General features: G+C 71.0%; 20 protein-coding genes. 19 read left to right on the top strand and 1 reads right to left on the bottom strand.

What is annotated here, in order from left to right; all coding sequences use genetic code 11:
• Positions 1–89: 89 nt before the first annotated feature.
• The 3 genes from JI742_RS09530 (at position 90) to JI742_RS09520 (ending at position 2734) form a co-directional block, all read left to right on the top strand.
• Positions 90–632: a cytochrome b gene (locus tag JI742_RS09530; RefSeq protein WP_201825934.1), complete on the top strand. Its 543-nt coding sequence runs from the start codon at positions 90–92 to the stop codon at positions 630–632.
• A 60-nt stretch (positions 633–692) separates the two neighbouring features.
• A complete protein-coding gene (locus JI742_RS09525; protein ID WP_201825933.1) occupies positions 693–2156 on the top strand; it encodes a DNA recombination protein RmuC in 1464 nt (487 codons plus the stop codon).
• A 116-nt stretch (positions 2157–2272) separates the two neighbouring features.
• The gene (locus JI742_RS09520; RefSeq protein ID WP_201825932.1) at positions 2273–2734 is read left to right on the top strand and encodes a hypothetical protein; all 462 of its coding nucleotides are present in this window, start codon (positions 2273–2275) and stop codon (positions 2732–2734) included.
• A 36-nt stretch (positions 2735–2770) separates the two neighbouring features.
• On the opposite strand, the gene ppsR is transcribed toward JI742_RS09520, so the two are convergent.
• On the bottom strand, positions 2771–3589 hold the full coding sequence (gene ppsR, locus JI742_RS09515; RefSeq protein WP_201825930.1) for a posphoenolpyruvate synthetase regulatory kinase/phosphorylase PpsR: 819 nt from the start codon (positions 3587–3589) through the stop codon (positions 2771–2773).
• A gap of 269 nt (positions 3590–3858) precedes the next feature.
• Between ppsR and ppsA the strand changes: the two genes are divergently transcribed.
• From ppsA to JI742_RS09435, 16 genes are all read left to right on the top strand, one after another.
• On the top strand, positions 3859–6252 hold the full coding sequence (ppsA, locus tag JI742_RS09510; protein WP_201825928.1) for a phosphoenolpyruvate synthase: 2394 nt from the start codon (positions 3859–3861) through the stop codon (positions 6250–6252).
• 167 nt (positions 6253–6419) lie between these two features.
• Positions 6420–6719 carry a hypothetical protein gene (locus JI742_RS09505; RefSeq protein ID WP_201825926.1) on the top strand — a complete coding sequence of 100 codons (300 nt, stop codon included), beginning with the start codon at positions 6420–6422 and terminating at the stop codon, positions 6717–6719.
• On the top strand, positions 6716–7321 hold the full coding sequence (locus JI742_RS09500) for a tetratricopeptide repeat protein (protein WP_201825924.1): 606 nt from the start codon (positions 6716–6718) through the stop codon (positions 7319–7321). The genes JI742_RS09505 and JI742_RS09500 overlap by 4 nt, the downstream gene beginning before the upstream one ends.
• 149 nt (positions 7322–7470) lie before the next feature.
• On the top strand, positions 7471–7728 hold the full coding sequence (locus tag JI742_RS09495; protein ID WP_201825923.1) for a DUF4212 domain-containing protein: 258 nt from the start codon (positions 7471–7473) through the stop codon (positions 7726–7728).
• A gap of 1 nt (position 7729) precedes the next feature.
• A complete protein-coding gene (locus JI742_RS09490) occupies positions 7730–9859 on the top strand; it encodes a sodium:solute symporter family protein (protein ID WP_201825921.1) in 2130 nt (709 codons plus the stop codon).
• Positions 9860–10081: 222 nt separating this feature from the next.
• Positions 10082–10459 (top strand): 30S ribosomal protein S6, encoded by a 378-nt coding sequence (rpsF, locus tag JI742_RS09485; RefSeq protein WP_201825919.1) that lies wholly within the window; start codon positions 10082–10084, stop codon positions 10457–10459.
• A 43-nt stretch (positions 10460–10502) separates the two neighbouring features.
• A complete protein-coding gene (gene priB, locus JI742_RS09480) occupies positions 10503–10823 on the top strand; it encodes a primosomal replication protein N (RefSeq protein ID WP_201825916.1) in 321 nt (106 codons plus the stop codon).
• A gap of 4 nt (positions 10824–10827) precedes the next feature.
• A complete protein-coding gene (rpsR, locus tag JI742_RS09475; protein ID WP_182661919.1) occupies positions 10828–11118 on the top strand; it encodes a 30S ribosomal protein S18 in 291 nt (96 codons plus the stop codon).
• 11 nt (positions 11119–11129) lie between these two features.
• Positions 11130–11582 carry a 50S ribosomal protein L9 gene (gene rplI / locus JI742_RS09470; RefSeq protein WP_201825914.1) on the top strand — a complete coding sequence of 151 codons (453 nt, stop codon included), beginning with the start codon at positions 11130–11132 and terminating at the stop codon, positions 11580–11582.
• A 172-nt stretch (positions 11583–11754) separates the two neighbouring features.
• Positions 11755–13161, top strand: coding sequence for a replicative DNA helicase (gene dnaB / locus JI742_RS09465; RefSeq protein ID WP_201825912.1), 1407 nt, complete (start codon positions 11755–11757; stop codon positions 13159–13161).
• Positions 13158–14066, top strand: coding sequence for an alpha/beta hydrolase (locus JI742_RS09460; RefSeq protein ID WP_201825910.1), 909 nt, complete (start codon positions 13158–13160; stop codon positions 14064–14066). Before dnaB ends, JI742_RS09460 begins: the two co-directional genes overlap by 4 nt.
• A gap of 24 nt (positions 14067–14090) precedes the next feature.
• Complete coding sequence (locus tag JI742_RS09455) at positions 14091–14453, top strand: cobalt-zinc-cadmium resistance protein (protein ID WP_201825908.1); 363 nt, start codon at positions 14091–14093, stop codon at positions 14451–14453.
• A 135-nt stretch (positions 14454–14588) separates the two neighbouring features.
• Positions 14589–15905 carry a TolC family protein gene (locus JI742_RS09450; protein ID WP_201825906.1) on the top strand — a complete coding sequence of 439 codons (1317 nt, stop codon included), beginning with the start codon at positions 14589–14591 and terminating at the stop codon, positions 15903–15905.
• 82 nt (positions 15906–15987) lie between these two features.
• Entirely contained in the window at positions 15988–16569 is a 582-nt protein-coding gene (locus JI742_RS09445) for a hypothetical protein (RefSeq protein WP_201825904.1), read from the top strand.
• Positions 16566–17696, top strand: coding sequence for an efflux RND transporter periplasmic adaptor subunit (locus tag JI742_RS09440; protein ID WP_201825902.1), 1131 nt, complete (start codon positions 16566–16568; stop codon positions 17694–17696). The genes JI742_RS09445 and JI742_RS09440 overlap by 4 nt, the downstream gene beginning before the upstream one ends.
• A gap of 9 nt (positions 17697–17705) precedes the next feature.
• A complete protein-coding gene (locus JI742_RS09435) occupies positions 17706–20828 on the top strand; it encodes an efflux RND transporter permease subunit (protein ID WP_201825900.1) in 3123 nt (1040 codons plus the stop codon).
• The last annotated feature ends 51 nt before the right edge of the window (positions 20829–20879 follow it).

The raw sequence follows: 20879 nt of genomic DNA, 5'->3' as shown, positions 1-20879 counted from the left end.
GTCCCGTCGAAGGCCGGCCCCCTTGCCGAGCCGCCCCCGGCTGCGCAGGATGCGCGCGCCCGACGCCCCAAGCTCCCCGGATCCCGAACATGTCCTCGACCCTGCCCACCCGCTACAGCCGCTCCAGCGTGCTGCTGCACTGGCTGATGCTGGCCGTCATTGCCCTGGCCGTCTTCTTCGTCGAGACGCGCATCTTCTTCGACCGCGGCACGCCCGAGCGCGCCTTCTTCCGCGCCGCCCACTTCAGCATGGGCCTGCTGGTGCTGACCCTGGTCACGGTGCGCCTGATCGCCCGGCTGCGCGGCGGCACGCCGCCCATCGTGCCGGCACCGCCGCCCTTGCAGCGTGCGCTGTCCCATGCCGTCCATGCGCTGCTCTACTTGCTGATGTTCGGCATGCCGCTGGCGGGCTGGTTCATCCTCAGCCTGCGCGGCGACCCGATTCCCTTCTTCGGCCTGCACCTGCCGCCCCTGGCTGCGCCCGACGAGGATCTGGCCAAGTTCATCCGCGGCTGGCATGGCGACATCGGCCGCGTCTTCTACGGCCTGATCGGCCTGCATGCGGCGGCGGCGCTCTTCCACCACTACAAGCTCGGCGACAACACCCTGCGCCGCATGCTGCCGGGCCGCTGAGATCGCGGGCCGGATGCCCCGGGGCCGGGACGGGGCAGGGCAGGGCGGAGAATCCGCGCCATGCCCGAATGGATCCTTCCCGCCGCCTCGATCGCGCTGCTCGCGCTCAACCTCGTCCTGCTGCTGCGCCTGCTGGCGCGGCGGGCCGATGAGTCGCCCACCGCAGCGGCCACCCTGGCCGCCGTGCAGGCCCTGGCCCAGGCCCGCCAGCAGGACAGCGACCGCCTGCTGCGCGAGCTGCAAGACAGCGCCCGCGCCCACCGCAGCGAGCAGGCCGAGGCCCTCAGCCGCATGCAGCAAAGCCTGCTGGCCCAGGCCGGCGAGGCCGGCCGCACGCAGAACGAGCAGATCGACAGCTTGCGCACCCAGCTCGCCCAGGCCCAGCAGCGCCTGGGCGAGACCCTGGGCGCCACCCTCAGCCAGGCCGCCGGCCAGCAGGTGCAGCAGTTGCAGCAGCTCGGCGAGCAGCAGGGCCAGCGCCTGAGCGAAACACGCCAGACCGTCGAGCATCGCCTGCATGCCCTTCAGACCGCCGTCGAGCAGCGCTTGGCCAGCTTGGCCGCCGACAACGAGAAGAAGCTCGAACAGATGCGCGCCACCGTCGACGAGAAGCTGCATGCCACGCTGGAGGCGCGGCTGGGTGAAAGCTTCAAGCAGGTGGCCGACCGCCTGGAGCAAGTGCACAAGGGCCTGGGCGAGATGCAGGGCCTGGCGCGCGATGTCGGCTCGCTCAACCGCGTGCTGAGCAATGTGAAGACGCGCGGCATCTTCGGCGAGGTGCAGCTCGCCGGGTTGCTGGAACAGGTCTTCACGCCCGAGCAGTACGCGACCAACGTCGCCACCGTGCCCGGCCGCAGCGAGCGGGTGGAATTTGCCCTGCGCCTGCCCGGCCGCAGCCCGGCGGCCGGCGGGGCGGAGGCTCCGATCTGGCTGCCGATCGACGCCAAGTTCCCGCGCGAGGACTACGAGCGCCTGCTCGAAGCGCATGAACGCGCCGACGCGCCGGCCGTGGAGGCTGCGGCCAAGGCCATCGAGGCCCGGCTGCGCACGGAGGCCCGCAGCATCCGCGACAAGTATGTCTCACCGCCGCACACCACCGACTTCGCCATCCTCTTCGTGCCGACCGAGGGTCTCTATGCCGAGGCCCTGCGCCGGCCCGGCCTGGTCGAGGCCCTGCAGCGCGAGTTCAAGGTCATGCTGGCCGGCCCGACCACGCTGCTGGCCGTGCTCAACAGCCTGCAGATGGGCTTTCGCACCCTGGCGCTGGAGAAGCGCTCGGCCGAGGTCTGGGAGGTGCTGGGCGCGGTCAAGACCGAGTTCGGCAAGTTCGGCGCCATCCTCGAGAAGACCCGCAAGAAGATCGACGAGGCCGGCAAGACCCTGGACGATGCCGGCGTCCGCACCCGCGCGATGGACCGCCGCCTGCGCAGCGTGGAGGCCTTGTCCGACAGCCGCGCCGCCGAGCTGCTGCCCGGCCTGCTGCAGGGCGACGGGGACGAGCCCGAGACGATGCCCGAGGCCTGAACGCCGCCCTCGGGCTGCGGGCGCGCCCCAAGCCCCCGGCCGGTGTCGGCGGGCTTCGGCCTCGCTACATTGCAAGCCATCCGGGCCGGGTGCCCGGCCTGCGATGGAGTGCGACGATGCGCCTGACCCCTGTTTCCGCGATGGCCGCGGCCCTGCTGCTGGCCGCCTTGCCGGCCACGGCCTACGAGCAGACTTTTGCCGACCCCGGCGTGGTGGTGAGCGCGCCCGGCCTGGGCGGCGGCCCGGCCCTGAAGGTCGAGCTGCATGCCGAAGCGGTACCGCAGGCCGACAGCACCCGCATCTGCGCCGGCCGCTTCCTGCGCGAACTGGTCAAGCGGCCGGACATGCCCGACCGTGATCGCATCTACCGCGCGCCACTCGACCAGGCCAACTTTCTCGTGCTCTACATCCTGGAAGCCGAAGGCCGCAAGACCCTGCATGCCCACCTGCTGGGCGCGCTGCGCGGCAGCCAGTGCCTGGAAGCCCACTTCAGCCGGCCCATGCAGTCCGAAGACGAGGCCGAATCCTGGCGCCGTAGCTTTGCCGGCGCCAGCCTGCGCGCGGCACCGGGCCGCTGAGGGGCTTCTGCCGCGCGCAGCCCGGTCCTGCAAGGCTCAATAGACGAGCCGGTCGGGCCGCAGGTCGCGCAGGATGGTGGTGGCGATCTCCTCGATGGACTTGTGCGTCGAGGACAGCCAGGCGATGCCGTCGCGGCGCATCATCTGCTCGGCCTGGGCCACCTCGGCGCGACAGTTCTCGATCGAGGCATAGCGGCTGTTGGGCCGCCGCTCGTGGCGGATCTCGGACAGCCGGTCCGGCGCGATCGTCAGGCCGAAGCACTTGGCCTTGTAGGGCTTGAGCGCGGGCGGCAGGTGGCCGCGGTCGAAGTCCTCGGGGATCAGGGGGTAGTTGGCCGCCTTCACGCCGTGTTGCATGGCCAGGTAGAGCGAGGTCGGCGTCTTGCCCGAGCGGCTCACGCCGACCAGGATGACATCGGCTTCGGCCAGATTCTTGGAGGACTGGCCGTCGTCATGGGCCAGCGTGAAGTTGATGGCCTCGATGCGGTCGCTGTATTCCTTGCTCTTGGCCACGTCCGAGAAGCGGCCGACGCGGTGGTTGGAGGTGATGCCGAACTCCTCCTCCAGCGGTTCGACGAAGGTGCGGAACATGTCCATCACCAGGGCCGGCGCGCCACAGATGATGCGGTGCGCCTCGGGCTCGATGACGGTGATGAAGACGATGGGCCGGCGGCCTTCGCGCTCGGCGGTCTCGTGGATCTCGCGCAGCACCTGGTGGGCCTTGTCGGGCGTGTCGATGAAGGGGCGGCGCACATGCCGCACCGAGATCGCGAACTGGGCCAGGATGGAGTTACCGAAGGTCTCGGCCGTGATGCCGGTGCCATCGGAGACGTAGAAGACGGTGCGCTGGGCCATGGCGGGCGGGGCGATCGGGCAGGGAGGGGCGCCAAGCATAGGGCCGCCACCCGCGCGGGCCGCTGACGGGCGTGCAGTCGGTCGCGGCGTCCAGGCGACGAAGCACCTAGGGTTGACCCCAGTTCGCTGCCGCCTGTCCTTACAATCCGCGACCAAAGACGGGGGCGGCACGCCCCGGTGTCCGGACCCCCAAAAGCATAAGAACAGGCCGGCTCACCGTCGGGCGCGCCACGCGCTTCCCCGCACGATTTTTTACTATGGAGCACAACATGGCCCTCTTCGAAGCGACCGCCCTGGTCGTCCCCTTCGAGCAACTCCGCATGGCGGACGTCGACACCGTCGGCGGCAAGAACAGCAGCCTCGGCGAAATGATCAGCCAGCTCGCAGCATCCGGCGTGCGGGTGCCGACCGGCTTCGCGACCACCGCCCATGCCTTCCGCGACTTCCTGACCTTCAACAGCCTGACCGAGAAGATCAACGCCCGCCTGGCCGCCCTCGATACCGAGGACGTGCGCGCGCTGGCCGAGGCCGGGGCCGAGATCCGCGGCTGGGTCGAGCATGCGCCCTTTCCGCCGGCGCTGGAGGCTGGCATCCGCGAGGCCTTCGCCACCCTGTCGGGCGGCGATGCCAGCGCGTCCTTCGCCGTGCGCTCCTCGGCCACCGCCGAGGACCTGCCCGATGCGAGCTTCGCCGGCCAGCAGGAGAGCTTCCTGAACGTGGTGGGCATCGAGACGGTGCTGCTCAAGATCAAGGAAGTCTTCGCCAGCCTCTACAACGATCGCGCGATCAGCTACCGCGTGCACAAGGGCTTCGCCCATGCCGAGGTGGCCCTGTCGGCCGGCGTGCAGCGCATGGTGCGCAGCGACCTGGGCGCAGCCGGCGTGATGTTCACCATCGACACCGAGTCGGGCTTCAAGGACGTGGTCTTCATCACGTCCAGCTACGGCCTGGGCGAGACGGTGGTGCAGGGCGCCGTGAACCCTGACGAGTACTACGTTCACAAGCCCATGCTGGCCGCAGGCAAGCGCGCGGTGATCCGCCGCAACCTGGGCAGCAAGCTGATCAAGATGGTCTTCGCCTCGCCGGAGGAGAAGGCCGCCAGCGGCAAGCTGGTCAAGACGGTCGACACCGTCACCGAGCAGCGCAACCGCTACAGCCTGAGCGAGGCCGAGGTCACCGAGCTCGCGCAGTACGCGATGACCATCGAGAAGCACTACGGCCGCCCGATGGACATCGAGTGGGGCAAGGACGGCGTCGACGGCAAGCTCTACATCCTGCAGGCTCGCCCGGAGACGGTGAAGAGCCAGGCCGAGGGCAAGGTCGAGCAGCGCTACAAGCTCAAGGGCAGCAGCACCGTGCTGGCCGAGGGCCGCGCCATCGGCCAGAAGATCGGCACCGGTCCGGTCCGCCTGGTGCACAGCATCAGCGAGATGGACAAGGTGCAGCCCGGCGACGTGCTGGTCACCGACATGACCGACCCGAACTGGGAGCCGGTGATGAAGCGCGCCAGCGCCATCGTCACCAACCGCGGCGGCCGTACCTGCCACGCAGCCATCATCGCGCGCGAGCTGGGCATCCCGGCGGTGGTCGGCTGCGGCGACGCGACCGCCACCCTGAAGGACGGCCAGCTCGTCACCGTGGCCTGCTCGGAAGGCGACACCGGCCTGATCTACGACGGCCTGCTCGACACCGAGATCACCGAGGTCAGCCGCGGCGAGCTGCCGCCCTCGCCGGTGAAGATCATGATGAACGTCGGCAATCCGCAGCTTGCCTTCGACTTTGCGCAGATGCCCAACAGCGGCGTCGGCCTGGCGCGGCTCGAGTTCATCATCAACAACAACATCGGCATCCACCCCAAGGCCATCCTCGACTATCCGAACGTCGATTCCGACCTGAAGAAGGCGGTCGAGAGCGTGGCCCGGGGCCATGCCAGCCCGCGCGCCTTCTATGTCGACAAGCTGGTCGAGGGCATCGCCACCATCGCCGCGGCCTTCTGGCCCAAGTCGGTCATCGTGCGCCTGTCGGACTTCAAGTCCAACGAGTACAAGAAGCTGATCGGTGGCAGCCGCTACGAGCCCGAGGAAGAGAACCCGATGCTGGGCTTCCGCGGCGCCTCGCGCTACATCAGCCGCGAGTTCGGCGAGGCCTTCGCGATGGAGTGCGAGGCGCTCAAGCGTGTGCGCAACGAGATGGGCCTGAGCAATGTCGAGATCATGGTGCCCTTCGTCCGCACCCTAAAGCAGGCCGAGCGCGTGAATGCGCTGCTGGCCGAGCAGGGCCTCAAGCGCGGCGAGAACGGCCTGCGCTTGATCATGATGTGCGAGATCCCGAGCAATGCCATCCTGGCCGAGCAGTACCTGCAGCACTTCGACGGCATGTCGATCGGCTCGAACGACCTGACCCAGCTCACCCTGGGCCTGGACCGCGACTCCGGCCTGGAGCTGCTGGCCGCCGACTTCGACGAGCGCGACCCGGCCGTCACCGCCCTGATCTCGATGGCCATCCAGGCCTGCCGCGCCCAGGGCAAGTACATCGGCATCTGCGGCCAGGGCCCCAGCGACCACCCGGACTTCGCCGACTGGCTGGCCGACCAGGGCATTGCCTCGATCTCCCTGAACCCGGACACGGTCATCGAGACCTGGCAGCGTCTGGCCAAGCGCTGACCGCGTCTCCCCCGCAGGAAGCCGGGCCAGGGGCCCGGCTTTTTCACGCCCGCTTGCGCCGGGGCGATCGCTTCCAGGGACTTTCCCGGGGGACCATGGCTTCCGCCCCGGACCGTAAGAAACGGGTAAGGCGCCGGAAAAACAGTCTCGCCCCGAGGAGGGAGACCATGCTGCTGCTGGCCGTTTCGATCAAGCTGATTGCCGAGATTGCGCTGATGGCGCTTTTCGGCCAATGGCTGCTCGGCTTGCTGGCGGGCGCGCGGCGCGAAGCCAATGTCTTCTACCGGCTGCTGCAGACCCTGACGCAGCCCTTCACCCGGCTGTTCCGGGCCATCACGCCGCGGCTGGTGCTGGACCGGCACATCCCGCTGCTGACCTTCTTCGCCCTGGCCTGGGTCTGGGTCTTTGCGCTGATCGGCAAGGTGCAGCAATGCCGCGCCCTGCCGGGTCAGGCCCTGTGCGCATGAGCGCCTCGGGCTGGCAGGCCCGCCTGGACCGCCGGCTGGCGATCTGGCGCGCCCAGGTCCTGCTCGTCTTCGGGCGTCGCGAGGCCGCATGCGCGGTGTTCGACGAAATGCTGGCGCGCCAGCCTGACGACGGCTACGCCTTGGCCAGCCGTGCCCACTTGCATGCCCAGGCCGGTCGCGAACTCGCGGCCCTGGCCGACCACCGACGGCTGCTTGCCCTGCGGCCCGACGATGCGGCCTCCTGGTTCAACTTCGGTTTCGTGCTGGAAAGCCAGGGCCTGCTCGACGAGGCCGAAGCTGCCTTCCGCCGGGCCACCACGCTCGATGAAAAGCTGGACCGCGCCTGGTATGGCCTCGGTCTGGTCCTGATCCGCCTGAAGCGCTACGACGAGGCCGTCGAGGCCCTCAAGCGCAACACGGCCCTTCAGCCCATGAGCCCCTACGGCTGGTATCAGCTCGCCCGGGTTCATGTCGATCGCTGCGAGCCCGAGGAGGCCCGCAGGATCATCCATCACCTCCAGGGCTTCGAGCCTAAGGTGGCCGCCCAACTGGAACGCGAGACCGGCCTGCGTGCAGGCCAGTCGGTAGCAGCTTCCGGCTGAGTGGCGGGCCGGGCTTGCCCGCCCGGTCGGAGGGATGCAGGCTGACCCACCAGCGCACGCCAGGAGCGCGCCCGGTGGGGGTCGAGGAAGGACGAGAGACGTGGTCCGGGCCGATCCTGGCGGTCCGGTGAAACATCCGAGGAGACACGATGCAGACAACGGAAAGCCAGAAAGCGTACTGGCAGAAGAACCTGAGGATCACCGGAGCCTTGCTGCTTCTGTGGTTCCTGGTGACTTATGGGGTGGCCTACTTCGCCCGCGACCTCAGCTTCACCTTCTTTGGCTGGCCCTTCAGCTTCTGGGTGGGCAGCCAGGGTGCGCTGGTGGTGTATGTGCTGATCATCTGGTTCTATGCGCGGACGATGAACCGCCTGGACCAGGAACACGGCGTGGCCGAGGAGGAATGACATGGCCGGCATCTTCGAAACCGCCCCGACCGGCGGCAGCAGCGCGGCGGATCAACGCGCCTTCAAGTCCCAGCTCAACAAGGTCTACGCCTGGTACACCGGGGGCTTCATTGCCTTCGTGATCGTGCTGGCGATCCTGGAGCAGATGGGCCTGTCCCGAAGCTGGATCGGCTTCATCTTCCTGCTCGCCACGGTGGGCCTCTATGCCGGCATCGGCATCATGAGCCGCACCACCGACGCCGCCGAGTACTACGTGGCCGGCCGGCGGGTGCCCGCCATCTACAACGGCATGGCCACGGGCGCGGACTGGATGTCGGCAGCCAGCTTCATCGGCATGGCCGGCACGCTCTACCTGACCGGCTACGGCGGCCTGGCCTTCATCATGGGCTGGACCGGTGGCTATTGCCTGGTGGCGCTTTTCCTGGCGCCCTACCTGCGCAAGTTCGGCCAGTTCACCATCCCCGACTTCCTGGGCGAGCGTTACGGTGGCAATGCCGCCCGCTTCGTCGGCATCTTCGCCGCCATCCTCTGTTCCTTCACCTATGTGGTGGCGCAGATCTATGGCGTGGGCCTGATCACCACCCGCCTGACCGGCGTGGCCTTCGAGATCGGCATCTTCCTGGGCCTGGGCGGCATCCTGGTGTGCTCCTTCCTGGGTGGCATGCGGGCCGTGACCTGGACCCAGGTGGCGCAATACATCATCCTGATCATTGCCTACATGATCCCGGTGGTGTGGCTGTCGGTGAAGCAGACCAGCGTGCCGGTGCCGCAGGCCATCTACGGCTACCAGCTCCAGAAGGTCACCGAGCGCGAGAAGGAGCTCAAGGCCGACGCGAAGGAACAAGAGGTCATCGAGATCTTCAAGCAGCAGGCGGCGGCTGCGGCCGAGAAGCTGAAGGACGTGCCGGCGGCCATGGCTGCCGACCGCGCCGCGGCCGAGGCCAAGCTGGCCGACCTGCGCTCGCGGGCCGATGCCCCGGTGGCCGAGATCCAGGCGGCCGAGCGCGCGCTTGCCGCCTTGCCCGCCACCGAGGCCGAGGCCAAGGCGGCCTACGAGAAGGCCAAGACCGGCGCCGAGGCGCGGGCCAAGCCGCTGGCCGGCATGCCGCCGCATGCGGCCCAGTTCGCGGGCGATCCGAATGGCGACGAGAAGGCGCAGAAGACCTACGACGAGTCGCGTCGCAACTTCCTGGCGCTGGTCTTCTGCCTGATGATCGGCACGGCTGCGCTGCCGCACATCCTGATGCGCTACTACACGACGCCGTCGGTGAAGGAAGCGCGCGAGTCGGTGACCTGGTCGCTGTTCTTCATCTTCCTGCTGTACTTCACCGCGCCCGCCCTGGCGGTGCTGGTCAAGTACGAGATCTTCACCAACCTGGTCGGCACGCCCTTCGACCAGTTGCCCGCCTGGATCGCGAGCTGGGCCAAGGTCGACCCGGCCCTGCTCTCGGTGACGGACGTTAACAAGGACGGTCTGCTCCAGCTTGGCGAGATGAAGATCGGCGGCGACATCATCGTGCTGGCCACGGCCGAGATCGGCGGCCTGCCGTATGTGATCTCGGGCATGGTGGCGGCCGGCGGCCTGGCCGCTGCGCTGTCGACGGCGGACGGCCTGCTGCTGACCATCGCCAACGCGCTGTCGCACGACCTGTACTACAAGATGATCGATCCCAACGCCTCCACGGCGCGCCGGGTCACGCTGTCGAAGATGCTGCTGCTGGTCGTGGCCCTGGCCGCGGCCTATGTGGCGGCGCAGAAGCCGGCGGACATCCTCTTCCTGGTGTCGGCAGCCTTCTCCTTCGCGGCAGCGGCCTTCTTCCCGGCCCTGGTGCTGGGCGTGTTCTGGAAGCGGGCATCGAGCATCGGTGCCGTGCTGGGCATGGTCAGCGGCCTGGGCGTCACCTTCTACTACATGGTGATGAACCAGCCCTGGCTGCGCAAGGTGTTCGGCGTCGACAGCCCGGTGGACCTGTGGTTCGGCATCCAGCCCATCTCGGCGGGTGTCTTCGGCGTGCCGCTGGGCTTTGCCGTGATCATCCTGGTCAGCCTGGTCACCCCGGCGCCGAGCAAGGCGACGCAGGAGCTGATCGAGCACGTGCGCTATCCCAATCTGCGCGGCCAGCGCGGTTGAGGCAGCCCGTCGGAGCCTGAGGGCGGCCCCCGCGGGGGCCGCCTTCCGACCCCCGCGGTGCAGGGCATGACGCCCCCGGCCTGATGGGCCGGGGGCGTCATGCCTTGAGCGCTTATACTCGTAGGCTTTCCCCTTGCCGCACCCGGTGTTGACGCTCCGGGGCGGCTTCCCCGCCGAAGGCCCGTTTCCAGGGCACGAGGCGGACATCCACAAGGAGCTCGAATGCGTCATTACGAGATCGTCCTGCTGATCCATCCGGATCAAAGCGAGCAGGTGCCCGCCATGCTGGAGCGCTACAAGGCCAGCATCACCGCCACCGGCGGCGCGGTGCACCGTGTCGAAGACTGGGGCCGCCGCGCGCTGGCCTACCAGATCCAGAAGCTCGCGAAGGCCCACTACCTGTGCCTGAACATCGAGTGCAGCAAGGAAACCCTGGCTGAACTGGAGACCGGCTTCAAGTTCAACGACGCCGTGCTTCGTCACCTGACGGTGCACAAGAGCAAGGCCGAGACGGCGCCCTCCATCATGATGAAGGCCGTCGAGCGCGAAGAAGCCCGCAAGTCCTCGCAGGCTCCCGCCCAGCCGGAGAACGCGGCCTGACGTCCGTCCGGATGCCGCCTGCCATCGCCGACCTGCGCCACGCGTGAACCGCGTCGTGCTCACAGGCAGCCTGGCCGAACGCGGCGTCCTGCGCTACACCCCTGCCGGCCTGCCGGCCCTGGACTTGCGTCTCACGCATGCCTCCGAGGTCGTCGAAGCCGGTGCCGTGAGGAAGATCGCTTTCGAGATCCGTGCCCTCGCCCTTGGCGAGCTGGCCGGACAGGCCGCCCGACTGGCGGTCGGCGAAGCGATCGAGGTCGAGGGCTTCCTCGGCCCGGCCTTCCGCGGTGCTGGGGTGCGGCTGCATCTGACGGGCTTCCAGCCGATGTCTTCCCCCCCGATACGTTCGAAAGTTCAGGAGTAACACCATGGCCCCTCCCCGTGGCAAAGGCAAGTTCAGCAAGGACCGCAAGGGCAAGCGCAACACCCAGTCCCTGCTCTTCCGTCGCAAGCGGTTCTGCCGCTTCACCGTCGCCGGTGTCGAAGAGATCGACTACAAGGATGTCGACACCCTGCGTGACTTCATCGGCGAGAACGGCAAGATCACCCCGGCCCGCCTGACCGGCACCCGGGCGATCTACCAGCGTCAGCTCACCGTGGCCATCAAGCGCGCGCGCTTCCTGGCGCTGGTGCCCTACAGCGACCAGCACAAGGTCTGAGGAGACGCACGATGCAAGTGATCCTGCTCGACAAGATTGCCAACCTCGGCAACCTCGGTGATGTCGTCCGCGTCAAGGACGGCTATGCCCGCAACTTCCTGATCCCGACCGGCGCCGCCCGCCGCGCGACCGAATCGGCGGTCAAGGAATTCGAAGCCCGCCGCGCCGAGCTCGAGCGCGTCGCCGCCGAGAAGCTGGCCACCGCCCAGGCCCTGGGCGAGAAGCTGTCCGGCTCGACCGTCCGTATCAGCCAGAAGGCGGGCGTCGACGGCCGCCTGTTCGGCTCGGTGACCAATGCCGACATCGCCGAGGCCCTGAAGGCCGCCGGCCATGACATCGTCAAGGCCCAGGTCCGCATGCCCAACGGTCCGATCAAGACCCTGGGTGATCACGCCGTCAGCGTGGCGCCGCACACCGATGTCGTCGTCGACATCACCGTGTCGGTCTACGCCCAGGCCGACTGATCCTCGCCTCGACCCGTCGCGGCCTCCGAGCGGGGGCTGCGCCGCAAAGGCCGGCTTCATGCCGGCCTTTTTTCTTGCCGTCCGCCGGCTGGGCCCTTGTCCGACCCAGACCCCCAGCTTGTCCACAGGCTTGTCCCCAGGGCAGGCCGCAGGCTGCCCGTAAGATCTTCGGATGACCGTCTTGCTCGATCCCTCCGCCCCGCCCGATGCCGAAGTGGCTCGCCTGCGCGTCCCGCCGCACTCGATCGAGGCCGAGCAAAGCGTGCTCGGCGGCCTGCTGATCGACAACTCGGCCTGGGACCGCGCCGGCGACCTGCTGACCGACAGCGACTTCTACCGCCACGAGCATCGCCTGATCTATGCCGCCATCGGCGCGCTGGTCGGCCAGGCCAAGCCGGCCGACGTGATCACCGTGCATGAGCAACTGACCAGCCTGGGCAAGGCCGATCAGGTCGGGGGTCTGGTCTACCTCAATGCCCTGGCGCAGAGCGTGCCCAGCGCCGCCAATCTGCGGCGCTATGCGGAGATCGTCCGCGAGCGTGCGGTGCTGCGCAAGCTGGTGGCCACGAGCGACGAGATCGCCACCGCCGCCTTCAATCCGCAGGGCCGGCCGGTGGCGACCATCCTCGACGAGGCCGAGAACAAGATCCTGCGCATCGGCGAAGAGGGCAGCCGCAACCGCAATGGCTTCCAGAGCATGGACAGCCTGGTCGTGCAACTGCTCGACCGCGTGCAGGAACTGGCCGACCACGGTGCCGACGACGTGACCGGCGTGCGCACCGGCTTCTACGACCTCGACAAGATGACCGCCGGCTTGCAGCCCGGCGACATGGTCGTGCTGGCCGCGCGGCCCTCGATGGGCAAGACCGCTTTCGCGCTGAACATCGCCGAGCATGTGGCCGTTCAGGAGGGCCTGCCGGCGGTCGTCTTCTCGATGGAAATGGGCGCGGCCCAGCTTGCGCTGCGGATGGTCGGCTCGCTGGGCCGCATCGACCAGCAGCACCTGCGCACCGGCAAGCTGGCCGACCATGAATGGGGCCAGCTTTCCGAGGCCGTCGAGCGCCTGCGCAATGTCAGCCTCTTCATCGACGAGACGCCCGGCCTGAGCCCGGCCGAGCTGCGCGCCCGCGCGCGCCGCCAGGCCCGGACCTGCGGCAAGCTGGGCCTGATCGTCGTGGACTACCTGCAGCTCATGAGCGGCTCGGGCGGCAGCGAGGAGAACCGCGCCACCGAGCTGGGCGAGATCTCGCGCGGCCTCAAGTCCCTGGCCAAGGAGCTGCAATGCCCGGTGATCGCGCTCTCGCAGCTCAACCGCTCGGTCGAAAGCCGCACCGACAAGCGGCCCATGATGTCCGACCTGCGGGAATCCGGTGCCATCGAGCAAGATGCCGACGTGATCATGTTCATCTACCGCGACGAGTACTACACCAAGGACGCCTGCAAGGAGCCGGGCATCGCCGAGATCATCATCGCCAAGCAGCGGAATGGTCCGGTGGGCACGGTCAAGCTGGCCTTCATCCGGCCCCTGACCCGCTTCGAGAACCTGGCGCCGGGCTATGTCGGCGGTGTCGCCGAATGAGCGACGCACTGCCCTTGCCCTCGCAGCCGCTGCGCCGACGCCTGCTGGCCGGCGGCGGCCTGATGCTGGCCGGCCTGGCCGGCTGCTCGGCCACGGCGATCAACGAACGCGTGCCCGCCGACACCCACCGCTTTTTAGGCGCCCTGGGCTACGGCCCGCATCCGCGCCAGAAGCTCGACCTCTACTTGCCGGTCGGCCCCGTGCCGGCGGCCGGCCACCCCTGGCTGCTGTTCTTCTACGGCGGCTCCTGGAACCGCGGCGAGCGCGCCGACTACCGCTTCGTCGGCGAGGCTTTTGCCGCGGCCGGCATCGCCTGTGCGGTGGCCGACTACCGGCTCTACCCCGAGGTCCGCTACCCGGACTTCCTGCAGGACAGCGCACGCGCCTATGCCTGGCTGCGTGCCGAGGCCGGTCGCGGCCCGCTGGATCGGCGCCGCAGCTTCGTCGCCGGCCACAGCGCCGGGGCCTACAACGCGGCCATGCTGGCGCTGGACCCGCGCTGGCTGGGCGCCCAGGGCCTGCATCCGCGCGACCTGGCCGGCTGGGCCGGCCTGGCCGGGCCCTATGACTTCACGCCGATCCGCAACCGCGAGGTGCAGCCGGTCTTCCACCATCCCGAGGTGCCGCCCGATTCGCAGCCCCTGGTCCATGCCGCAGCCCTCAGCCCGCCGCGCCCGGCCTTCCTGGCCGCGCCGCTCAGTGACTGGCTGGTCCATCCGCAGCGCAACACCCAGGGCCTGGCCCGGGCGCTGCGCGCGGCCGGCGGCGCGGTGACGGAGAAGATCTACGACACCAGCACCCACATCACGCTGGCCGCCGCGCTTTCGCGGGACCTGCGCTGGATCGCGCCGGTCCATGCCGACCTGCTCGACTTCCTGCGCCAGACCCCGCCCGCCGCGGGCTGACCGGGCCTGGCCTAGACTGCGCCTGTGCGTCGACTGCTCCTCATCCTCATGCTGGTGACGGCGCCGATCCAGATGAGCTGGGCGGCGGTCGCGGCCTACTGCCTGCACGAGACCGAGGCAGCCAGTGGCGCGCACTTCGGCCACCATGCCCATGCCCACGCGCATGACGAGGCGGTCGCGGCCGATTCGGCAGAGGGCGAGACCGGCCCGGCCAACGTCGACCACGACTGCGGCCACTGCCATGCGGCCCACAGCGTCCTGCTGTCGGAGTCGCCGGCCTCGGGCCTCAGCCCCGGCATGCTGACCGTGCCGGCCTTCGAAGCGCAGCGACCGCTCCCGGTCCGCAGCCCCCGACCCGAACGCCCGCAGTGGCCCGGCCTCGCCTGATCGGCGAGGCGGCCCACACCTTCACGCGTCTCTCCCCGCGGGGCCCGGCATGCCATGGCATGCCCTCGGCCCCCGGCGACCGCCCGGTCGCTGCCCGCCGATCTCCTGCCTGCTTGTTCAAGCCTGGAGCTTCGGATGTCCCTTTCCCTTCCTGTTTTGCGATGCCAGGCATCGCGCTATTCCCGGACGCGCAAGCCCCCGACCGGCCGGCCCGCGTCCCCTCGTCGGGCCGGGCCCTGGCTGGCCCTGCTGCTGGCCCTGACTTCGGTCGCAGCCCCTGCGGCCGAGCCGGAACTCCGCCTCGACCAGGCCCTGGCCCGGGCCTGGTCGCAGCAGCCACAGGCCCGCGCCCTGGCCGCCCAGCGCGAGGCGGCCGAAGCCGACGGACGCGTCGCCCGGGCCCTGCTGCCCGAGGCGCCGCGGCTGGAGCTGGACCCGCGCCTGGACCTGCGCGGCCCCGAGCGCGGCCTGCGCGAGCTGGAGCTGGGCCTCGTCCTGCCGCTGTGGCGGCGCGGCGAGCAGGCCGCCGGCCGGGACCTGGCCGAGGCCCGGCGCCAGACCGTCGAGCGCGAGGCCGAGGCCGCCCGGCTGGCCCTGGCCGGCAGCCTGCGCATGCGCTGGTGGGCCCGCCTGCTGGCCGAGTTGGAGGCCGAACTGGCCCAGGCCCAGCTCGCGCTGGCGCAGCGCCTGGTCGAGGATGTGGACCGCCGCGTGCAGGCCGGCGAGCTCGCCCGCGCCGATGCCCACCAGGCCCGCATGGCCGAGGCCGCCGCCCGCGCGGCCGCGGCCCGGGCCGAGGGCGCGGTGCAGATCGCCCGCCAGCAGCTTGCCGCCCTGCTGGGGGCCGACGCCGGGCGGCCGCTCAAGGCCGAGCCCGAGGCCGCGCCGCCCGCCGATGCCGCCCCGACGGCCGCGGACGCGACCGCGCATCCCGCGCTGCGCCTGCTGGCCCAGCAGCTTGAGGCGGCCGAGCGCCAGCTCGCCCTGCAAGCCCGCCAGGGCCAGGGCACGCCCGAGCTGCGCCTGCTCGCCCTGCGCGAGCGCGGCGCCAGCGGCGAAGCCAGCCGCAGCGCGCTGCGCCTGGGCCTGAGCCTGCCGCTGGGCGAAAGCCCGCAGCAGGACGCCCGGCGGGCCCAGGCGCAGGCCGAGGTCGAAAGCCTGCGCGCCCAGTGGGACAGGCGCCGCAGCGAACTCGCGGCCGAGCAGGCCGAAGCCCACGCCCGCGTCCAGGCCCTGGCTGCCGAACAAGTCGCGGCCGAGCAGCGTGCCGCCCTGGCCGAGGAGACCGCCGGCTTCCTGCGCCGCGCCTTCGAGCTGGGCGAGCTGGACCTGCCCAGCCGCCTGCGCATCGAGGCCGAGGCCGCCAGCGCCCGCCGCGACACCGCCCGCCTGCGCCTGGAACAGGCTGCCGCCCGCTCCGCCTGGCGCCAGGCCCTGGGCCTGCTGCCCTGAGCAGCAGATCCAGAACCCAACCGAGCGCGCCGCCGCCCGCACACCGCCGCTCCGCGCGCCCCACTTTCCTTCGAGAACCCCCATGCCCTTCCCTTGGATCAAGCTCCTGGCCGCCGGCCCGGCCCTGCTGCTCGCACCGGCCTGGGCCGGCCCCGGCCATGAACACGGCGAGACGCCGCTGCCCGCCCTCGCCGCCGCCGGCTTGCCGCGCCAGGTGGCCGAGTCCGAGCTGTTCGAGCTGGCCGCCGAGCGCGAGGGCCGCCGCCTCACCCTCTACATCGACGATGCCGCCACCAATGCACCGCTGGCCCAGGCCGAGCTGCGGCTCACGCTGGACGAGCAGCCGCTTGCCGTCGAGCGTCTCGGCCCCGGCCTCTACCGGGCCGAGCTGCCGGCCGCGGCGTCCGGTGCCGAGCATGCCCTGGCCGTCGATGTGCGCGAGGACGATCGCATCGACATGCTCGGCCTGACGCTGGACCTGCGGCCCGCGCCACCCGACCCCGACCACGATGACCACGCGCATGCGGACCACGGCCCGGCCGGCCCGGCCACCCCCGCGTCCGGCCTGCTGCTGCCCGGCCTGGCCGTGCTGGGCGGGCTGGCCGCGCTGGCTTGGGGCATGGTGCGCACGCGTCGCGCCCGTAAGCCGGGGAGGGCGTCATGAGCGTCGCATCCCGCAGGGCCCGGGCCGCCCTTCGACCCGGGCTGATCCTGGCCGCCAGCCTGTTGCTGGCCCCCGCCTGGGCCGGCCCGGGCCACGACCATGGCGAGGCCGAGCCGGCCGCACGCCCTGCCGGCGCGCCGCAGCGCCTGGCCGACGGCCGCGTGCTGCTGCCCAAGCCGGCCCAGCGCAGCTTGCAGATCCGCACCCGGCCGCTGTTCAGCGCCGTTCATGCCCGCAGCATCGAGCTGGCCGCCCAGGTCGTGGCCGAGCCGGGCGCCACCGGCTGGGTGCAGGCCCTGCATGCCGGCCGGCTGGAGCCCGGCCCGCGCGGCCTGCCCGGTCCGGGCCAGGCCGTGCGGCGTGGCGAGCTGCTGGCCCAGGTGCAGACCAGCCTCGGCCCGCTGGAGCGGGCCGCCCAGGCCGGCCAGATCGCCGAGCTGGAAGCCACCCGGCGCCTGGCCGAAGCCCGCCTGGCCCGGCTGCGCGAACTGGCCGACACCGTGCCGCGCCGCGAGCTGGAGGCGCTGGAGCTGGAGCTGCAAGGCCTGGCCGCCCGCCTGGCCGCGCAGCGCGGCGGCCTGCAGGCCCGCGAGGCCCTGCGCGCGCCGATCGACGGCGTGATCAGCTCGGCCGCCGTCGCCAGCGGCCAGGCGGTCGCTGCGGGCGAGCGCATCTTCGAGATCATCGACCCGCGCCGCCTGCGCATCGAGGCCCTCAGCTTCGATCCGGCCCTGGCCGCGCAAGTGGCCGGCGCCCGGCTGCAACTTGGCGACCGGGTGCTGCAGCTGCGCTACCTGGGCGCGGTGCCGCAGTTGCGCGAGCAGGCCCAGCCCCTGCATTTCCAGCTCGAAGGCGAGGCGGCCGCCCCGCTGGCCCGGGGCCAGTTGCTGAAAATCCAGGTGCAGACCCGCGAGGCCGCGCCTGGCCTGGCCGTGCCCGCTTCGGCCCGGGTCCGCAACCCGGCCAACCAGGACATCGTCTGGGTCAAGACCGCGCCGGAGACCTTCGAGCCACGCCTCGTGCGTCTGGAGCCGCTCGACGGCGCGAGCCTGCGCGTTCTCCAGGGCCTGGAAGCGGGCGATCGCGTGGTGGTGCAGGGCGCAACCCTGCTCAACCAGATCCGCTGAGGAGGCCGCATGTTCACCTGGCTCCTTGAGAAAAGCCTGGGCAACCGGCTGCTGGTCGTGCTGGGCGCGCTGCTGCTGATGGCCTATGGCGCGCTGGCTTTGCGCAGCACCCCGGTCGATGTCTTCCCCGACCTGAACCAACCCACCGTCACCCTGATGACCGAGGCCGGCGGCATGGCCGCCGAGGAGGTCGAGCAGCTCATCACCCTGCCGCTCGAGAACACGCTCCGGGGCCTGCCCGGCGTGCAGTCGATCCGCTCGGTGTCCAGCGCCGGCCTGTCCTTCGTCTACCTGGCCTTCGACTGGGACAGCGAGATCTACCGCGCCCGCCAGCTCGTCGCCGAGCGCCTGGCCGCGATGGAGGCCAGCCTGCCGCCGGGCCGCGTGCCGCACATGGGGCCGGTGAGCTCGGTGATGGGCGAGATCCTGCAGATCGCGATCCCGGTCGATCCGCAGCAGCTGTCGGCCATGGCCGTGCGCGAGGTGGCCGACTGGGTGCTGCGCCCGCGCCTGCTGGCCCTGCCGGGCGTGGCCCAGGTCATTCCCATCGGCGGCGAACTGCGCCAGTTCCAGGTGCAGCCCGACCCGCAGCGCATGCGCGCGCTGGGGGTCGAGCTGGGCGCCATCCAGGCGGCGTTGCGCGGCTATGCGGCCAACACCTCGGGCGGCTTCGTCGAGCGCCAGGGGCGCGAGCTGCTGATCCGCCATCTGGCCGGCGCGCCGCGGCTGGAGGACCTGCGGCTTCTGGCCGTGTCGGCCCGCGACGGCCGCACGCTGCCCTTGCAGCAGGTCGCCGAGGTGAGCTTTGCCGCCGCACCGCGCCGGGGCGATGCCGGCTTCGGCGGCCAGCCCGCGGTCATCCTGGGTGTGCAGAAGCAGCCCGCCACCGACACCCTGGCGCTGACCCGTGCCGTCGAGCAGGCCCTGGTCGAGATGCGGCCCCTGCTGCCGGCCGGCATGGCCGCGCCGCAGGTGAGCTTTCGCCAGGCCAGCTTCATCGAGGCCTCGATCGCCACGCTGCAGGGCAAGCTGCTCGGCGCCGCCGTGGTGGTGGCCGGCGTGCTGCTCGTCTTCCTGGGCGCGCTGCGGCCGACGCTGATCGCGCTGACGGCCATCCCGGTCTCGCTGCTCGCCACCCTGCTGGTCTTCCAGGCCTTCGGCCTGTCGATCAACACCATGACCCTGGGCGGCCTGGCGATCGCGATCGGCGGCCTGGTCGACGATGCCGTGGTCGATGTCGAGAACATCCTGCGCCGCCTGCGCGAGGCGCGCCAGCGCGGCCAGCCCTTCCGCCTGCTGGCCCTGGTGCGGCAGGCCTCGCTGGAGGTGCGCTCGGGCATCGTGCTGGCCACCGTCATCCTGGTGCTGGTCTTCGTGCCGCTGTTCGCGCTGCCGGGGCTGGAGGGCCGGCTCTTCCTGCCGCTGGGCGTGGCCTTCATCGTCTCGACCCTGGCCTCGCTGCTCGTCTCGGTCACGCTCACGCCGGTGCTCAGCGCCTGGCTGCTGCCCGGCATGAAGCGCCTGGACCATGGCGAGACGCAGGGGCTGCGCCGCCTCAAGGCCGGCTACGGCCGCCTGCTGACGGCCTTGCTGAGCCACCCGCAGCGCGCCCGCGCCGCCGTGCTGGTCGGGGGGCTGGCGGTGCTGCTGGCCGGCCTGGGCGCCAGCCGCCTGCCGACCAGCTTCCTGCCGCCCTTCAACGAGGGCACGCTGCTCGTCGGCCTGCGCCTGAACCCGGGCTTGACCCTGAGCGAATCCTCGGCCCTGGCGCGGCAGGCCGAGCAACTGCTGCTGGACCTGCCCGAGGTGGTCTATGTCGGCCGGCGCAGCGGCCGGGCCGAGCTGGACGAGCATGCCGAGGGCGTGCACGTCAGCGAGCTGGATGTGGGCCTCAAGCCTGCGGCCGAGCTGGGCCGCAGCATGGACGCGATCCAGGCCGACATCCGCCGCCGGCTGGCCAGCCTGCCGGCGGCCGTGGCGGTGGGCCAGCCGATCTCGCACCGCATCGACCACATGCTCTCGGGCGTGCGCTCGCAGATCGCGATCAAGCTCTTCGGCGAGGACCTGGATGCGCTGCGCGCCGAGGCCGAGCGCCTGCGCGAGCGCCTGGCCGGCGTGCCCGGCCTGGCCGATCTGGAGGTCGAGAAGCAGGTGCTGGCGCCGCAGATCCAGGTGCGCGTCGATGCCGAGGCGGCGGCCCGCCACGGCATCTCGACCGGCACGGTGCTGGCCCAGCTCCAGACCCTGGTCGAGGGCGAGACCCTGAGCCAGCTTGCCGAGGGCCCGCGCCGCTTTGCCCTGGTGCTGCGCCTGCCCGATGCCGCCCGCGGCGTCGACGGCTTGCAGCAGGTGCTGATCGACACGCCGCAGGGCGCCGTGCCGCTGGCCCGGCTGGCCACGGTCGAGGAGGGCGACGGCCCCAACCAGATCAGCCGCGACGAGGGCCGGCGCCGCATCGTGCTGTCGGCCAGCGCCAGCGGCCGGCCGCTGTCCGAGGTGGTGGCCGAGGTCCGCGAGCGCCTGGCGGCCCAGCCCCTGCCCGCCGGCCTGTCCATCGTGCTGGGCGGCCAGTTCCAGGCGCAGGCCGAGGCGGCACGCCGCATCGGCCTGCTGGCCCTGCTTTCGCTGGGGCTGATGTTCGCCGTGCTCTACAGCCGCTACCGCTCGGCCCGGCTGTCGGCCCTGGTGATGCTGAACATCCCGCTGGCCCTGGTCGGCGCGGTGGCTGGCCTGGCGCTGGCGGGCCAGCCGCTGTCGGTGGCGGCCCTGGTCGGGCTGATCACCCTGGCCGGCATCGCGGTGCGCAACGGCATCCTCAAGCTCAGCCACTGGCTGAACCTGATGCGGCTGGAGGGCGAGGCCTTCGGCCTGCCCCTGGTGGTGCGCGGCGCGCAGGAGCGCCTGAGCCCGGTGCTGATGACCGCCCTGGTCACCGCCCTGGCGCTGGCGCCGCTGCTCTTCGAGGCCGAGCGGCCGGGCACCGAGATCCTGCATCCGGTGGCGGTGGTGATCTTCTCGGGCCTGCTCAGCGCGACCCTGCTCGACACCTTCCTGAGCCCGGCGCTGTTCTGGCTGTTCGGCCGCCGCGAGGCCGAGCGCCTGGCCGCCGGCCCGGCGGACGAAGCCCTGTAGCGCCGGGCGCAGCGGGCTTCTCGCAAGGGGCGCAAAGCTGTATAAATGAAC

It is taken from the genome of Piscinibacter lacus, from assembly GCF_016735685.1.
GTDB lineage: Bacteria > Pseudomonadota > Gammaproteobacteria > Burkholderiales > Burkholderiaceae_C > Aquariibacter > Aquariibacter lacus.
The sequence above is the reverse complement of the archived record's forward strand: the minus strand, read 5'-3'. Positions and strand labels throughout refer to the sequence as shown.

Excerpts from the sequence above, each read along its gene's own strand:
- JI742_RS09530 (WP_201825934.1), top strand. The coding sequence starts at position 90 with ATGTCCTCGACCCTGCCCACCCGCTACAGCCGCTCCAGCGTGCTGCTG.
- JI742_RS09525 (WP_201825933.1), top strand. The coding sequence starts at position 693 with ATGCCCGAATGGATCCTTCCCGCCGCCTCGATCGCGCTGCTCGCGCTC.
- JI742_RS09520 (WP_201825932.1), top strand. The coding sequence starts at position 2,273 with ATGCGCCTGACCCCTGTTTCCGCGATGGCCGCGGCCCTGCTGCTGGCC.
- ppsR (WP_201825930.1), bottom strand. The coding sequence starts at position 3,589 with ATGGCCCAGCGCACCGTCTTCTACGTCTCCGATGGCACCGGCATCACG.
- ppsA (WP_201825928.1), top strand. The coding sequence starts at position 3,859 with ATGGCCCTCTTCGAAGCGACCGCCCTGGTCGTCCCCTTCGAGCAACTC.
- JI742_RS09505 (WP_201825926.1), top strand. The coding sequence starts at position 6,420 with ATGCTGCTGCTGGCCGTTTCGATCAAGCTGATTGCCGAGATTGCGCTG.
- JI742_RS09500 (WP_201825924.1), top strand. The coding sequence starts at position 6,716 with ATGAGCGCCTCGGGCTGGCAGGCCCGCCTGGACCGCCGGCTGGCGATC.
- JI742_RS09495 (WP_201825923.1), top strand. The coding sequence starts at position 7,471 with ATGCAGACAACGGAAAGCCAGAAAGCGTACTGGCAGAAGAACCTGAGG.
- JI742_RS09490 (WP_201825921.1), top strand. The coding sequence starts at position 7,730 with ATGGCCGGCATCTTCGAAACCGCCCCGACCGGCGGCAGCAGCGCGGCG.
- rpsF (WP_201825919.1), top strand. The coding sequence starts at position 10,082 with ATGCGTCATTACGAGATCGTCCTGCTGATCCATCCGGATCAAAGCGAG.
- rpsR (WP_182661919.1), top strand. The coding sequence starts at position 10,828 with ATGGCCCCTCCCCGTGGCAAAGGCAAGTTCAGCAAGGACCGCAAGGGC.
- rplI (WP_201825914.1), top strand. The coding sequence starts at position 11,130 with ATGCAAGTGATCCTGCTCGACAAGATTGCCAACCTCGGCAACCTCGGT.
- dnaB (WP_201825912.1), top strand. The coding sequence starts at position 11,755 with ATGACCGTCTTGCTCGATCCCTCCGCCCCGCCCGATGCCGAAGTGGCT.
- JI742_RS09460 (WP_201825910.1), top strand. The coding sequence starts at position 13,158 with ATGAGCGACGCACTGCCCTTGCCCTCGCAGCCGCTGCGCCGACGCCTG.
- JI742_RS09450 (WP_201825906.1), top strand. The coding sequence starts at position 14,589 with ATGTCCCTTTCCCTTCCTGTTTTGCGATGCCAGGCATCGCGCTATTCC.
- JI742_RS09445 (WP_201825904.1), top strand. The coding sequence starts at position 15,988 with ATGCCCTTCCCTTGGATCAAGCTCCTGGCCGCCGGCCCGGCCCTGCTG.
- JI742_RS09440 (WP_201825902.1), top strand. The coding sequence starts at position 16,566 with ATGAGCGTCGCATCCCGCAGGGCCCGGGCCGCCCTTCGACCCGGGCTG.
- JI742_RS09435 (WP_201825900.1), top strand. The coding sequence starts at position 17,706 with ATGTTCACCTGGCTCCTTGAGAAAAGCCTGGGCAACCGGCTGCTGGTC.